The organism is Lachnobacterium bovis (assembly GCF_900111325.1).
In the GTDB taxonomy this organism is placed as follows: domain Bacteria; phylum Bacillota; class Clostridia; order Lachnospirales; family Lachnospiraceae; genus Roseburia; species Roseburia bovis_A.
Genome location: NZ_FOGW01000004.1, coordinates 1 through 16,589, shown reverse-complemented (window position 1 = coordinate 16,589; position 16,589 = coordinate 1). Strand labels below are relative to the sequence as shown.

Below are 16,589 nucleotides of genomic sequence, written 5' to 3'. Positions count from 1 at the left end.
TAGTAATTAAGAACCTATAATTTGTCATAAAGATAATATAAGTTTTATATAAAAAAATAATAAGATACCGACCAAAAATCATTAGATTAATCGAAAAGAATTGATGATTTGAGGTCGGTATTTTTTGGTTGAATATCAATTATGAAGACTCGTAATTTTTTGAAAAAATATTAAAGATAATGTTATGTAAAAAAAATAAAATTCTTATAAAGCAATATTAAAATTCTATAAAGAATATTTGAAATAAAAGTAAAAAAATAAGATGTACCGATATAATTTTTAGATTAACAAGGAGACTTATGATAATAAAAAAATAAAAGGAGGGGATAAAAAATGCATCGTGATAAAGATATAGGTCTTAAGATTCTAAAAATTATATGTTCAGCTGGAATTATTGCTGCAACGTTTAATGTTGGTAATTTGAAAAATGTACGAGCAGAAGAAATTAAAGAAAATTCTAATCAGCAAGATGTAGAGAATGGCTCGAATTTAGAAAAAGAAGAGCAATTAGAAAAATCGAATGAAGAGTCAAAATTATATACAAATGAGCAAAGTGATGAGCTACAATCGTTTGAAGAAGAAAAAGATGTTCCTAGGGTGGAACCAATTTCACCAGTTTATGAGGGTGTAGATTATAGTGCAGTTTATGATTATCACTACTATATAGAGAACAATCCAGATGTTAGAGAGGAGTATCCTTATAATCCAAGCGCCGTATTCGAACACTTCATAAGATTTGGTATGTCAGAAGGAAGATTATCAAGTCCTAATTTTGATGTTAAATCTTATAAAAATGCAAACCCAGATTTAAGAGCAGCCTTTGGAAATAATTTGGTTAAATATTATAAACATTATGTTCAATATGGTCAGTATGAAAATAGAGTAGCAACCGGCTGTGAAACACTTCAGAAAACCATATCTTCCTATAATGGCAAAGATTATTCTGCAGTATATGACTATGATTATTATAAATTGCATAATAAGGATTTAGAGAAAGCTTTTGGCGATAATGATGCGTTATATATAAAACATTTTGCCGAATTTGGAATGAATGAACAAAGACAGGCAAAAGAATCATTTGATCCAAAGTCTTATAGATATGCATATCCGGATTTAAGAGCTCATTTTAGAAGAAATTATAAAATGTATTATGAACATTACATTAATCATGGTCTAAGAGAAAATAGAAAAGATACAACAGGAGTTACAGAGTTAAGAAATCCGTTGACAAGAGTAAACAATGAAGATTATTCTAAGGTTTATGATTATCACTACTATATAGAGAACAATCCAGATATAAAGGCATTTTATGGAGATGATGATGCAGGCGCTTTAGAACATTTTTATAAATTTGGTATGCGAGAGCAGAGAAAAGCAAATGATACCTTTGATGTACGTTCATATAGGTATGAATATATGGATTTACGTGGTGCATTTTTCTCAGATTATGCTCAATATTACAGACATTATATTAAACATGGCGCAGCAGAAGGAAGACATACAAGTGGTGTTACTAGTTTACAAGGTATTATTACTAAAATCAATGGTATAGATTATTCAAAGGTATATAATTTTCATGAGTATATAAACAGATATCCTGATTTAAAGAGATTATATGCAGATGATGATGCAGGTGCAATTAAACATTTTGCTGAGTTTGGTATGAGAGAACAAAGAAAAGGAAATGATACTTTTGATGTTCGCTCATATAGATATGAGTATAGAGATTTGCGTTTGATATTTAGAAATAATTATCCTGAATATTATAAACATTATATTAATCATGGTGCAGCAGAGGGAAGACATACGAGTGGTGTTACCACGCTTCAAAATCCTGTAACAGTTTACGGTGGAATAGAATTAGCCCCAATTTATGATTATTATTTCTATTCTTCACATTATCCAGATTTAGTAAGAGCATATGGAGATGATGATGTTTCGCTCCTTGAGCATTTTGGCGGAATCGGAATAATTGAAGGTAGACAAGCTAAGGCTCAATTTGATCAGAATTTGTATAATGACGTAAAAGAAAGATTACATCCAACTCCCCCACCTATAGTTGGAACAGATGCGATGATTAATATTGCTCAAAGATATAGTAGCCCATCACCATACCTTATCCTTGTAGATAGATCAAGACACAAAGTTGGAATATTTAGTGGATCCCAGGGTAGATGGGGAGAAGTAGACTATTTCTTATGTGGAGATGGAAAAGCTTCGACTCCTACAGTAGAAGGATTATTCCACATCGTAAATAAAAAACCTTATTTTGATTCTGGTTCAGCAAGATGCTGGTATGCAACAAGAATTTATAAAGGATATTTATTCCATTCAGTATTATATACACAGACTTCATCACCAACACATATTAAAGATGGGAGATTAGGCGTTGGTGTATCTCATGGATGTGTTAGATTAGATATTAATAAAGCAAAATGGATATATGATAATATTCCAATTGGTACAACTGTAGTAATTTATAGTTGATTTTAATATATATTTAGTGCTAATGAGAAGTTAATAATTTATTATAATTAAACGTAATTTACCGACTTCTAGAGGTTAGATAAAAAGTGTATTTATTTCACTAGAGTATAATCTAGTAAAAAAGATACTATTTTAAATCTAACAGATAGAGGTCGGTATTTTTTTTGAGTTTTTATATTTTATTTTTTTAGTCTAAGACGTTTTGGCTTATAAAATGTGAAATAAATGATTGGCAATTGTGTATCAATTTGTTTGAATCAATATATAAATGTGATATAATATAAGTTATTGTGTAAATGAAAGGGTATCGAAATTTTTTCGGGTAGGTGTTAGATAAAAGTGGTGAAAAATAATAATAAAAATTTTAAAAAAAGTATAAATAATATATTAGATGTAATGATAAGATTTCGATATGTTATAGCATTAATAATATTTATAGCATGCGTTATTTTAGGATTACATGGTTCATCAATGGGAGAGTATGATGAGGTTTTTCCAACTCATATTAATGAAATGGAAGCTAGACAGTATAAAATTATTGGAAAATCAAGAGACATACGAAGTGATGAATATGCGGTACATATACCAACGTATTTTTCACAAAAATATAATAATTATAGAAAATACAGCAAACAAATGTCTATAGATCAAACTAATATGGTATTAGACTATTATGCCCCAATAAAGGATATTACATTATTAGCCAAACCATTTAACATAGGTTATGTGATTTTTGGTAATGCAAGGGGACTTAGTTTTTATTGGTGCGGTTTAGTGTTAGCACTTTTTATCTCGTCATTTGAGATGTTTTATATATTAACTAAAAAAAATAATATTTTATCCATTGTAGGAATGTGTATGATTGGTTTTTCACCCGCATTACAATGGTGGATGATACCACATATGCCAATAGTATTTGTTTATGCGATGATGTTATTTGATTTAGGTTATTATTTGATTGTAAATACAAATAAATTTTTAAAATGGATGTTTACTATTTTGGCTGGATTTATGGCAGCAGGCTTTGTATTATCTATTTTTCCATCATGTCAAATTGTTGCAGGTGCTGTAAGCTTTGTTTTACTTGTGACAGTATTGCTTCGTGATAGAGAAAAATGGGGAATAACAAGTGATCTAGAAAAAAATATAGTAAAAAAGAATATATATGACGTCTTAGTTAGAGTAATTGTAGCAGGAATTATTGCAGTTGGAATAGTTGGTTATGTTGTTTTAACATCTAGAGCAGATTTTAAATTATTAATGAATACTGTATATCCCGGAAAAAGAATTTCTGTTGGTGGAGATTCTACTTTGAAGGATATTTTTACAGGACTTTCATCACTTACATTAGCGTTTAGAGATTCTAATGTATTTAATAATTCGGAAGTTTCTACATTTATTCATTTTACACCTTTATTTTTAATGTTATTTCCAAGCATCGCGAGAATACTCCGTAAAGAAGATTCTGCTAAAGCAAAAGATGAGTTATTAATAGGAAAAGCTTTATTAGTATGTGTATTAGTAGAAATAGTTTTTATGTGTATTGGCTTTACACCAAGACTTGCAAAATACACATTATTTAGTTATATAAACAGAATGCAAATGGGATATGGATTTACAGGTGTTATTTTCAACATTTGGAGTATCAATATTATTTGGAAATATAAAGATGAGTATAAAAAATCGCAATTAATATTAACATCTATATTATACGGATTAGCGTATGTAATGATGATAACAGATGAAATGCGTTTATACTTACCACAGAAAATTTTAATTTTAGAGATTGCAATTTTAGTTGTGATTGCATTAATGGCACTTTTAAGATATAAGAAATTATTTGCTATTAGTATGTGCATTGTAATGTTTTTATCAGGTGCATTTGTTAATCCAGTATGTACGGGAATATCTCCAATTACGAATCATCCAATCAGTAGAGAAATTGAAAAAATAGTAAAAAAAGATTCAAATTCATATTGGATGGTTATGGATCCAGATGAAAAATTGATTTCAAATTTTGCAATGGCAAATGGAGCAAAATGCTTGAGTGCAACTAGCTTTTATCCGGATTTTAAAAAATGGAATAAATTAGATCCTAAAGGCAAAGAAAATTTCGTATATAATAGATATTTGAATTATATAGTTTCTATGACTAATGAAAAAACAAATATAAAATTATTTTCAAATGATAGTGTAGCCTTAACAATAAATCCTAAAGATTTAAAGAAAATAGGTGTCAAATATGTTTTGGCTAAACAAAAAAATGAAAAAATCTTAAAGCAAGAAAAAATTGAATATAAAATACTTTGTCAACAGGATGGGTATAGTATATATGAGATAAATTAGGAGTATTTAAATGAGAGTTTTAGGAAAAATAGAGTAAATATTGCAAATGAATTTAAGAATAGACTTGAATGTTGGATTAAAACTGCAATAGAGAAAAGGTGGATGCGTTTGTTACGCATTCATTTTTTTTGGAAATTTATATAAGATATGTTATAATGATAAATGTTGTGTTTTGATATATTAGAACATAACAATGAAGTGAAAAATTGCAAAAGGAGAGTAGCAAAATATTATTAGCAAAAGATTTTGTTAAATAGTTAAGTAGGAGAAGACATGAATTATAAAGCATTTGAGTTTAAATTAAAGAAAGCAAAATTTTTATATACTAAATACGGTATAAGCGGGATAGCAAATAAAATAAAAGATAAGAAAAAATCATATGAAACATACAATGAATGGTTTTTAGATAAAGCAGTATCTAATAAAGAATTAGATAGTCAAAGTAAAAAAGTTTTAAAAATGTTAAATAAACCATCAATAGAAGTTATTATTTTGCAAGGAAATGATGAGGCATGTAATAATGCTATAGTTTCATTAGAAAATCAGATTTATACAGAATGGAAGAGTGTTATTTTAGAAAAAGAGCAATGCTCAGAGGATTATGGAATTAAATATGAATATCATAATTCTTTTGAAAAAATGATACTAGATAAAGATAAGAGCATAGCAGAACAAATTCAAAATGTTGCAAGAGCTACGGTGGCAGACATAATATTATTTACTCGACTTGATCAGAAGTTCGCACCAAATTATCTATATGAATTGGCAAATAGTTACATAGATAAAAAATTTGATGTTTTTTATACAGATTCAGATTATATATTAGATGGAGTGCATTGTACACCAGATTTCAAGCCGGATTATAGTGTTGATATGTTAAGAAGTTGTAATTACATTGGAAATGTTTTTGCAATCAGTAAATCAACATTTATGAATATTGAGTTTATAAAAAATTTAGATTTAGAAAAGGTTGAATCAAATATTTATAGCATTCTTTTACAATGTTGTGAAAATGCTAATGAAATAGTACATTTACCTAAAGTGTTAGTGCATAGTGTAAAGCAAAATGTAGATATTAGTGTTATTTTAAAAGAAGAAAAAAAGGTTCTAGAGAAGCACTTAGAAACAATAAATCAAAAAGCTGATATAGTAGTAAATGAAAAATACAGTGTATTAGATTTGAAATACCAATTAAAAGAGCATCCATTAGTCTCTATTTTGATTCCTAATAAGGATCAAGTTGAAACATTAGCAAGATGTATAGAATCTATTGAAAAATCTACATACGACAATTATGAAGTTATTATAATAGAAAATAATAGTACAGATGAGAAAACCTTTGAGTATTACGAAGAACTTAAGAAAAAAGGTATAAAGGTCGTAGTATGGCAGAGTATATTTAATTATTCTGCAATTAATAATTTCGGAGCATCATATGCCAAAGGTGAATATTTAGTATTATTAAACAATGATATTGAAATTACATCCCCTGATTGGATGGAAAGAATGCTAGGCAATTGTATGAGATCTGGCGTTGGAATAGTTGGTGCTCATTTGTATTATCCTGATAAGACTGTTCAGCATGCTGGAATTGTAGTAGGTTTAGGCGGAGTTGCTCAGAATTTATATCCTGGATTAGATGGAAAAGTTGGTGGATATAATAATAGAGTATTTACACAACAAAACTATAGTGCAATTACAGCGGCTATGTTTATGGTATCGCGCAAGATATTTGATTCTGTAGGTGGCCTAGAAGAAAAGTTACAAGTTGCATTTAATGATGTTGATTTTTGTTTAAAAGTAGCCAAGGCGGGATATTGGAACGTATATGATCCAAATGTAACTGCATTACATTATGAGTCTAAGAGCCGAGGCAAAGAAGATACACCAGAGAAAAAACTTAGATTTGCTGGTGAAATTGCTTATATGCAAGAGAAATGGAGAAAAATCTTAATAGAGGGAGATCCATTTTATAATATTAATTTATCAATGGCGAGACCAGATTTTGCATTAGACGGAATAGAAAAAGCCTTATAATGTTTGAAAGGAAAAAGAAAATGGACATTGAAAAAAATAATAATTATATGAAAGAAGATATATTTGATAAGATAATGTCTTTGCCTGTGCTGAATATATTTAATCCATTTTATAAAAAAAATAAGGAAATATTATTGTATTTATTTTTTGGTGGCCTTAGTTTTATAGTAAGTGTTGCAACATATGCATTGTTTAACGTTCCTATGAAAATGGATGCATTAATTGCAAATGTTTTATCATGGATAATTACAGTTATGTTTGCTTTTTTGACTAATAGAGTTTGGGTATTTGCGTCACCAACTGATAATATTAAAGATTTTATGAAGCAAATGTTATCTTTTTATTCTGGACGAATTATTACGCTGGTTATTGAAGAAGCAATATTGTTAGTATTTATCAATATGTTAGGCTTTGGAAGTTTATTAGTGAAGATAGTAGCACAAGTAGTGGTTATTCTATTGAATTATGTAATTAGTAAACTATTTATTTTTAAGTAGAGTATGAGATTAAGGGGAAGTAAAATGACAAAAATTAAAATTAAAAAAAAGGATATTTCAAAAATTTTATTTTGGATATGTGTATTATTTTCAATAGTACGTATCTGTGTGAATTTTAAAATGGCATATCTTATACGACCAGATTTTGGAAGTGATGATGGTTTATTATTTAATTATGCTGATTCATTGGCTAAATTTAATTGGTTAGGCGAATATAATAGTCAAACTTTGGTAAAGGGAATGTCATATTCTTTGTTGTTAGCTTTTTGTGTTAAAACATCGATTCCCTATACAGTTGTGTTAAGTGGTCTTGATATTTTAGCAGCATTAACGTTCGTATTAGCTATAAAAGAAAAAATAAAATCAGATTATATATTAAAAATAGTATATATTTTATTACTATTTAATCCGATAAGTTTGGATTATTTAGCAAGACAAAGAATGTATAGAAATGCTTTAATTCCTGATATGACAGTTATTGTTTTTTCTTGTATGATTGGAGTTTTCTTTAGAAGAAATAAAAGTTTTAAAGAACTTTTGGGATGGAATTTGGCTACAGGAGCAGTTTTGTGTTATTTTTATTATTTAAGAGAAGACTCAATATGGGTAATGCCTTTCGTGTTGGTAGTTACAATTTTAAATCTTATAGATACTTTTTTAATTAATGGCAAGAAAGAGCTAGATATAAAAGGTAAAATTAAAAAAACAGTTTTATTCTTATTACCGTTAATAATGTTAGTTTGTTGTACATTTACCATAAAAATTATAAATAAAAAATATTATGGGGTCTTTATGGTGAATGATAGAACTGGCGGATATTTTGCGGACGCAATGTCTGATTTATATAGAATAGATGGTAAAAATGAAAATAAATCTGTTTGGATTTCAAAAGATGCGATAAATACAGCATTAAAAAATAGTAGTACCCTAAGAACTATAAAAAAAGAAGTAAATGAATCCATTAAGACTTGGGGTGGAGGCAAAGAAGTAAAAGGTGATTTAATAACATGGTCTCTTAGACAAGCAGCAGAAAATAAGGGATTATATAAAGATGCCAATACAGCTAATGATTTTTGGAAAAAAGTTCATATTGAATTAAAGGCGGCAAGAAAAGATGGAAAGATTAAAACTAAGGAAGGAATCTTTTTTACGAAACAGGCCACTTGTGTTAAGTATAATGAATTGCCAAAATACATGATGTTATCGGTAGAAAATATGAATAAAATTTCAAGTTATTCAGAATGTAAGATGCAAGGCGAATTACCATTATACCCTAATCCTGCAAAAATAAGATATTATGAAGTTCGTTATGGCGTTTATGCACCACTTGAATTAAATGAAGAAGATACCAAAATGGTTCAATCAAAAAAATTTGCAATTGTATCAAATCGTGTGATAAAAATGTACAAAAAGACATCTAAAATTATTAATCTAGCTGCAGTTCTTTCATATATAGTGATAACTATTTGTGTTCTTTATCAATTGATAAAGAAAAAGTATGATAATTTAGAATGTTGGCTAATGATAACAGGAATCGCATTAAGTGCATATTGTTTGATTTTTGGAGTTTCATTTTTCACATCTTGGTTTACAAAAGATATGGAAGTGTATATTAGACCATTTTATTCATCCGGAGCATATGGATTGATTCAAATTGGTAAATATTTATGTATTCTTTCTGTGGTTGAGTTAGCGGATAAGGCTTTTAAAAATTTAAAAAATAAAAAGAAGTAGGTATAAACATGTTAAAAAAAGATATGAAATTTAAGATGACTCCAAAAAATGGATATCTTTTTGTTATAAAAAATTTATTTGCAATAATGTTTTCTATTATGATAGTTCTTGCAAATAAAATTACAATAACAAGTGATATTTTTTCAAGTAATAAAGAAGCATTTTTTTCAAAATTTGGTGTTTTAGATATATGCCTATTTATTTGTTGCTTTTTATTGACTAATGTTGGGATAACAATTATTGAAAAAATCATTAATTTATCACAAAAGAAAAATGAATATGTAGAAAGAACTAAAAATGTAAAAGTGTTTGTTGCTTTTTTTATGCTTCTCATTATATGTTGGTTACCTTGTGTGTTAACCTTTTATCCAGGTGGAGTTTTTGCTGATACAACATATACGTTATTAATGGCAAAAGGAGAGGCAGTAATAAATAACCATCAACCATTATTATATACATGGATTTGGGAAATAATGTATGGAATAGGTGGCTTGTTTGCATTAAGTGAGTACCATGTGATTTTCTTATGCACAATTGTTCAAGCAATAGCGATGGCTTTAGTTATAAGTTGCTTTTTATACAGTTTATATAAAAAAGGTTTTTCAAAAAAATTTATAATTCTTTCAACGATATATTTTGGCTTATTTAATTTGATACCGTTGTATGTAGTTTCGTTGTGGAAAGATACATTTTTTTCGATTTTCTTTTTTGCTTTTTCAGTTTTATTATTTAATATTTTTTGGAATAGAGCTGAAGAAAGAAAATTTATTAAATGGCAAACAATACTGTTGTATTCTGTTTTAGCATATTTAATATCTTTTTCAAGGAATAATGGTATATATGCATTCTTTTTCTTTACAGTTGTATTACTAGTTTATTTTGCATATCATAAAGAAAAAAGATTATTAAAATATAGCGCTATAATATCATTTATACTTATATGTGTTTTTTCAGTGATAAGAGGACCTATATATGATTCTTTTAAATATAATGTGGATGATAAAGTAGAAAGTTTTGGAATTCCATTACAGCAAGTATGCTATATTATTGAAAACAATGGTGATGTATCTAATGAAGATATGGAAGTAATTAATAATATTATACCGCAAGAAGATATACATAAATTGTATTGCCCTTTAATTGTAGATAAAATCAAGTGGGCGCCATCATTTAACAAGGAATATTTAAATGATCATTATAGATTATTCCTTAGAACATACCTAAATATTGTTAGGAAAAATCCTATTAAAGCTTTAAAAGGCTGGGCATTGGCTAATGAAGGCTTTTGGGATATAAGTAGACAAAATGGTGCAGGCTATATACATAATACTATGTGGTTTACATTGTCATATCCGATAAGAGATGTGGTTAAAGATAAATGTGGTTTTTCATTTCAGAATTTATATTCAGTAGATAAAAAAATAAGTAGTGCTCTGTTTGCTTGGTTTATTTTTTTGTCTGTTGTAATAGGATACAGAAGACGTAGAGGCGGTTCATATTTAGCACTGATGCCAGCAATTGGAATTTGGATAACTATGATTGTGGCAACACCATTAGCGTATAGTTTAAGATATGTGTTCCCACTTGTGTTATTAGTTCCTATGGGAATTGCAGTTATGATTGCACCAAAATATTCTTTGTTAAATACAGAATCGTTTACAGAAATTTAATACTGTTGTATAATAAAGTGATTATTGTATATTCAAAATTAAAAATTGCAAAAATAGCAAGTAACAATAATTATAAGTTTTATAAAATATGATTTTTAAGGTGGTAAAAAAATGGACAAGATAGCAGTTTTAATACCTTGTTATAACGAGGCAAAGACAATTGAAAAAGTTGTTACGGACTTTAGAAGAGAATTACCTGAAGCAGTTATTTATGTATATGATAATAATTCAAGTGATGGAACTGATGAGATTGCAAGAAAAGCGGGGGCAGTAGTAAGATACGAGTATCAGCAAGGAAAAGGTAACGTTATCAGAAGAATGTTTGCCGAAATTGATGCAGAATGTTATGTTATGGTTGATGGTGATGATACATATCCAGCAGATCAGGTTCAACCATTAGTTGATAAAGTTTTAAATAAAAAAGCAGATATGGTAGTCGGAGATAGATTATCTTCAACATATTTTGAAGAAAATAAAAGACCATTCCATAATTTTGGAAATTCAATTGTAAGAGGTAGTATAAATTTATTGTTTAAAAATGATATCAAAGATATCATGACTGGCTATAGAGCGTTTAGCTATAGATTTGTTAAGACTTTTCCGGTTTTATCAAAAGGATTTGAAATTGAAACAGAAATGAGTATACATGCAATTGATAAGAATATGTATGTAGAAAATTCAGTTATAGAATATAGAGATAGACCAGAAGGAAGTGAGTCTAAATTAAATACTTACTCAGATGGATTTAAAGTAATTAAGACAATAATTCGTTTGTTTAAAACTTATAGACCACTTGCGTTCTTTGGCGTTATAGCTCTTATTTTAGCAGTGATTTCAGGTGCTTTCTTTGTACCAATATTTGTACATTATACAAAGACAGGATTAGTACCTAAAATTCCTACTTTAATTATGAGTGGATTTGTTATGATAGCCGCATTACAATCGTTGTTTACAGGTTTGATTTTACAAACAATGTATGCAAAAAATAGACAGGACTTCGAAATGGAACTAAATAGAGTTACAAGAGAAGCTAGGGATGATAAATAATATAAAAAGAAGGATAGTGTAATGAGAGTATCAAAATTAAAATTAATAAGAAGCTTTTTTTATTATATTTTTATAGTTGTATCAATTTTTTTGGCGTCTATAATTTTTCCATTAAGTAATTGGTATAAAAAAAATATAAAAGTAAGTATAGATGCTGCAATTTTTACACTTAGATCACCCTTAAAAGGAAGCGATACTGGTATAACAGAAAAGGTTATTTTGGCAGCTATTCCAGCGGCTATTGGTTCGTTATTGATAATTTTTTTAGTGTTTTTTGTTGAATGGTTTTTTACGAGAAAACGTAATGACTTATTGTTTATTAACGAGGAAGCTAAAGTAGCTAGAAAGAAAAAAATATGTAGAATAGTTTCCTTTTTACTAGCGCTTATTTATTTTATAGTATCATTAGTTTACTGTAATAGTAAAATTGATTATATGTCTTATGCTGTAATGCAGTTTAATCATACTAAGATTTATGAAACTGATTATATTGATCCAAAAGAGGCTATAATAACTAAAGATAAGGGCGTCGAGGTTGCATCTGTAGATGATAACGCTGGAGCAGAAACTGTTGAAAAAGCTAATCCTACTAAGAATCTTATATATATATATGTAGAAAGTTTTGAAACAACATATGCAAGTAAGAAGTATGGTGGATACCAACCTAATAATATGAACTTAATTCCTAACATGGAAAAAGTAGCACAAGAAAATATTTCTTTTTCTACTAATTCTAATTTAAGAGGAATTAGGAATACATGTGGTAATGATTGGACATTTGGTTCTATTTTTTCATCAACATCAGGATTGCCATTTAAGTTTCCAAATATGTATAACAAAACTGGTAAACTGAAAAAATTTGCCTCAGGTGTCACAACTTTAGGACAAGTTCTTGATAAAGAAGGATATTATCAAGAATTTTTATGTGGTTCAGATGCTAATTTTGCTGGTAGAAAACAATATTTCAAAACTCATGGAAATTATAATATTTTTGATCTAAATACTGCTAGAAAGAAAAAATTAGTTCCTAAGGATTATCGCTCTGGTTGGGGCTTTGAAGATGAAAAATTATACGAATACGCTAAAAATGAATTGACTCGTATATCATCTAAAAAACAACCATTTAATTTCACAATGCTTACATGTGATACACATTTTCCAATGGGAAATAGATGTCGATTGTGTGGTGATACTTATTCTAAAAAGTTCAATCATGGTCAAGAAGAATGCAATAAAGGTTTAACTGCTGATGTTGTTGAATGTGCAGATCGTCAATTGTCTTCATTTATTGATTGGTGTAAGACACAGGATTTCTTTGAAAACACTGTAATTGTAATTCAAGGAGATCATCCTAGAATGGATCGATATCTTGTAAAAGGTGCATCTGACGAAGTTAGAACAGTTTATAATTGTTTTATTAATTCTAGTGTTGAACCTGTTTTAGGCAATAAAAATAGAACAATAACTATTATGGATATGTTGCCAACAACGCTTGCATCAATGGGCTTTAAGATTAAAGGAGAACGCCTTGGATTAGGTACTAATGCCTTTTCAAGTAAGAAGACATTAGCTGAAAAAATGGGATACAAAAAGTTTAATAAAGAACTAGAGAAATATTCTCAATACTACATAGATAGGTTTAGTTAAAGATTATTTTTCGATTTTCCCTAGAAAAAAAGTTAAAAGTTTGATATTATATTTAGTTGAAAACTACTTTTACTAAAATATAAACTAAATTTTGAACGTAAAATGAGGAAAGAGAGAAAAGAATGAAAAAGGAAATACTAGATAAGCTTAATAGTACTAATCAGAAGTATTTAAAAAACTACTTAAGCAATATAGATATTAAAGATATTCCTAATAAATTAGATCATCAACTTACAGATATGGATTGGTCTTTACTCGATTTGATCAATGGTCAAGGTCAAAAACGTGGTGAATTTTCTCCATTAGGAGCAATGGAAATATCTGATATCGAAAAAAATAAAAGTCACTACAAAGAATTAGGCTTAGAAGCTATCAGAAAAGGTGAAGTTGGAGCAATTTTACTCGCAGGTGGACAAGGAACAAGACTTGGCTTTAATAAGGCTAAGGGAATGTTTAATATGGGAATCCATAAGGATTTGTACATATTCGAGCAATTAATTAGTAATTTAAAAGAAGTTACAGATGAAGCAAAAGCTTATGTGCCACTTTATATCATGACTAGTGAAAAGAATGATAAAGAAACAAAAGAATTTTTCAAAGAGCACGATTATTTTGGATATGATGAAAATTATGTTCAATTTTTCGTACAGGATATGGTTCCATCAGTAGATTTTGATGGCAATATTTTATTAGACTCAAAAGAATCACTTGCAATGTCACCTAACGGTAATGGTGGCTGGTTCTCATCAATGGTTAGAGCTGGTTTAGATAAAGATTTAAATAGCAGAAAGATTAAGTGGTTAAATGTTTTTGCTGTTGACAATGTTTTACAAAGAATTGCTGATCCAGTTTTCATCGGAGCAACAATCGATTCGGGTAATGAATGTGGTGCCAAGGTAGTAAGAAAAGCTGATCCAGAAGAAAGAGTTGGAGCACTTTGCTTAGAAGATGGTAAACCATCAATCATAGAATACTATGAACTTACTAAAGAAATGGCATATTCAACGGACGAAAAAGGAACACTTTTATACGGATTTGGTGTTATATTGAACTATTTATTCAGAGTAGATAAACTTTGGGAAATCGTAGATAATAAATTCCCAGTTCACGTAGTTAAGAAAAAAGTTCCTTACATGGCTGAAGATGGACATTTAGTTAAACCAGAAGAGCCAAATGCTTACAAATTTGAACTATTAATTTTAGATATGGTCTACATGATGGATAATTGCTTATCATTCGAAGTAGATCGTAAAAAAGAATTTGCTCCAGTCAAAAATGCACAAGGTGTAGATTCAGTTGAAACCGCACGTGAATTATTGATTGAAAATGGAGTAGAATTATAAAAATAATGATAAATAAACCACTAGGTATTGGATAAAAAAGTTTTATCCAGTACCTATTTTTTTTGAGATTCTGATAACATATCAATTTACATTATTCTTCAAGTCAAGTGCAGGGAAGATTCCTCTAATCGTACGTATTATCAGGTTAGTTATCGTATTTACATAGTCTTAATAAATCATTGTAAATTTAATAAAAAAATTATAATAAAATAGATTTGGATGAAAAATTTTAGAAAAGTTTATAAACTTTTTATTACTTATAAACGAAATAAGAGTGTGAGGGGACAAAAGCAGGGAATTACAGCGTTTGTTTAATAAAAAAAGAATGTACAAGACAAATTTTATAAATCATGAAAAAGATACAAAATGTTAACAAAGTTAATAATTTGTATTATAAGTTGTAAAAATTATAAAAAAAAGATATTGACAGAAAAAATAAAATGAATATAATAAGTTATATATCAATAGTAAAAATTAAATAAAATATACAGACATAAAGATTAGAACTTATTTATTGACTTAATTAATTTTAATTAATACTTAATTTCTACTTAATGTTTGACTACCAAGGTAAACTAATAGTGAACTGACATAAAATTTTCATTAAAAATTGAGAATACATTATAAAAAAAGATAAATTTACCTATAATGTTTTTTTAGATTTAGTTCGAAAAAGAAAGTGTAAGCAGTAAGAGAGAACAGAGGCTTACATTTAAGAATTATTTTAGAAGGCAACAGCTTAAAGAAGTAATTGTATGTAGGACTTGAAAATTGAATGATGCAGAGGCATTATCCCTAACATTAATTTATCTTGACCGTGGTTGTATAAAAAGAGCGTCTAAACATAAGGATAATCGCTAAATTATCTTTATATTTAGACGTTTTTATTTTGGAGAAGGGGAAATAACATGAAATCCAAAAGCAAAAACGGGGAAAAATAATTTATTTTTAAAATAAGGAGGTCACTCAAGATGATTAGAGGTTTAAAGAAAAAATTACTTATTGGTTTATTAAGTGCTACTGTTGTTGGCACTAGTTTAGCACCAAGTGTACCACTTGTTGGTAGTTTCGCTCAAGAGGTTAAGGCGGCTGTAGGAGAGAAAGTAGTTGCTGAAGATGGAACAGTTTATGAAGAGGAAGCTCCTGCTACAGCGGTTGTTGACAAATATGAGTGGGGTACAGATAATGTATATAAATTAGATGGTGAAAATTATACTAAAGCTGACACACCAACGAGTGCTACTGATACAGGAGTTACAATCGAAGAAGAACCAGTAGGTGATGCGTTTAGTGAAGACGCAACTTATTGCACAAAAAATGGCGATAATTATACTAAAGTAGATGTTACCGAAGGAAACTTTAATGAAATGAAAACTACTCCTAATTTATACATAGTTAAAACAGTCCAAGTCAATGCTAAAACTATTTACAAATGGTCAAAAGAAGTAACAGGGAAATTTGTTTCAGAAAATGGAGAAAATTTTGATCCGGCTGCGCTTCCAACTGATAATATCACAAAGGATTCAGTATATCCAACATCAGGAAATCTCTACTCTAAAAAAACTGGTGCATCGGTAGCTACCATAAAACAATCTACAAATGCAACACAAAAGGGATATTCTGTTAAAGAAAAGGACACCAAAGTTGTATTAGAGAAAAATAAAGATGAAACTGTACAAGTAACTGTAACTGCAGGCGCTGGAAAAGTTATTAAAAATGTTATTGCAAAAATTTTAGATTCTAAAGGAAATGAAAAACAGTCACTTACAGCAACTGCTGTC

10 protein-coding genes are annotated in these 16,589 nt (G+C 28.6%); all 10 read left to right on the top strand.

Annotated features, from left to right (window positions below):
- The first annotated feature begins 333 nt into the window (after positions 1-333).
- Positions 334-2,487 carry a L,D-transpeptidase gene (locus BMY79_RS00065; RefSeq protein ID WP_074730259.1) on the top strand — a complete coding sequence of 718 codons (2,154 nt, stop codon included), beginning with the start codon at positions 334-336 and terminating at the stop codon, positions 2,485-2,487.
- A 339-nt stretch (positions 2,488-2,826) separates the two neighbouring features.
- A complete protein-coding gene (locus BMY79_RS00060) occupies positions 2,827-4,833 on the top strand; it encodes a DUF7657 domain-containing protein (protein ID WP_074730258.1) in 2,007 nt (668 codons plus the stop codon).
- Between the two features lie 273 nt (positions 4,834-5,106).
- The gene (locus tag BMY79_RS00055) at positions 5,107-6,870 is read left to right on the top strand and encodes a glycosyltransferase family 2 protein (protein WP_074730257.1); all 1,764 of its coding nucleotides are present in this window, start codon (positions 5,107-5,109) and stop codon (positions 6,868-6,870) included.
- 20 nt (positions 6,871-6,890) lie between these two features.
- Positions 6,891-7,367: a GtrA family protein gene (locus tag BMY79_RS00050; protein WP_027421919.1), complete on the top strand. Its 477-nt coding sequence runs from the start codon at positions 6,891-6,893 to the stop codon at positions 7,365-7,367.
- 24 nt (positions 7,368-7,391) lie between these two features.
- A complete protein-coding gene (locus BMY79_RS00045; protein ID WP_074730256.1) occupies positions 7,392-9,101 on the top strand; it encodes a hypothetical protein in 1,710 nt (569 codons plus the stop codon).
- Between the two features lie 8 nt (positions 9,102-9,109).
- A complete protein-coding gene (locus BMY79_RS00040; protein WP_074730255.1) occupies positions 9,110-10,771 on the top strand; it encodes a DUF6020 family protein in 1,662 nt (553 codons plus the stop codon).
- A 111-nt stretch (positions 10,772-10,882) separates the two neighbouring features.
- Entirely contained in the window at positions 10,883-11,818 is a 936-nt protein-coding gene (locus tag BMY79_RS00035) for a glycosyltransferase family 2 protein (RefSeq protein WP_027421922.1), read from the top strand.
- Between the two features lie 21 nt (positions 11,819-11,839).
- On the top strand, positions 11,840-13,465 hold the full coding sequence (locus tag BMY79_RS00030) for an LTA synthase family protein (RefSeq protein ID WP_074730254.1): 1,626 nt from the start codon (positions 11,840-11,842) through the stop codon (positions 13,463-13,465).
- A gap of 122 nt (positions 13,466-13,587) precedes the next feature.
- On the top strand, positions 13,588-14,808 hold the full coding sequence (locus tag BMY79_RS00025) for a UTP--glucose-1-phosphate uridylyltransferase (protein WP_022748663.1): 1,221 nt from the start codon (positions 13,588-13,590) through the stop codon (positions 14,806-14,808).
- Between the two features lie 971 nt (positions 14,809-15,779).
- A partial coding sequence (locus tag BMY79_RS00020; protein WP_143065797.1) for a hypothetical protein occupies positions 15,780-16,589 on the top strand: 810 nt, incomplete at its 3' end.

Bases quoted from the DNA above. Each gene is read 5' to 3' on its own strand.
- BMY79_RS00025 (WP_022748663.1), top strand. From the start codon at position 13,588: ATGAAAAAGGAAATACTAGATAAGCTTAATAGTACTAATCAGAAGTAT.
- BMY79_RS00055 (WP_074730257.1), top strand. From the start codon at position 5,107: ATGAATTATAAAGCATTTGAGTTTAAATTAAAGAAAGCAAAATTTTTA.
- BMY79_RS00035 (WP_027421922.1), top strand. From the start codon at position 10,883: ATGGACAAGATAGCAGTTTTAATACCTTGTTATAACGAGGCAAAGACA.
- BMY79_RS00045 (WP_074730256.1), top strand. From the start codon at position 7,392: ATGACAAAAATTAAAATTAAAAAAAAGGATATTTCAAAAATTTTATTT.
- BMY79_RS00050 (WP_027421919.1), top strand. From the start codon at position 6,891: ATGGACATTGAAAAAAATAATAATTATATGAAAGAAGATATATTTGAT.
- BMY79_RS00065 (WP_074730259.1), top strand. From the start codon at position 334: ATGCATCGTGATAAAGATATAGGTCTTAAGATTCTAAAAATTATATGT.
- BMY79_RS00040 (WP_074730255.1), top strand. From the start codon at position 9,110: ATGTTAAAAAAAGATATGAAATTTAAGATGACTCCAAAAAATGGATAT.
- BMY79_RS00030 (WP_074730254.1), top strand. From the start codon at position 11,840: ATGAGAGTATCAAAATTAAAATTAATAAGAAGCTTTTTTTATTATATT.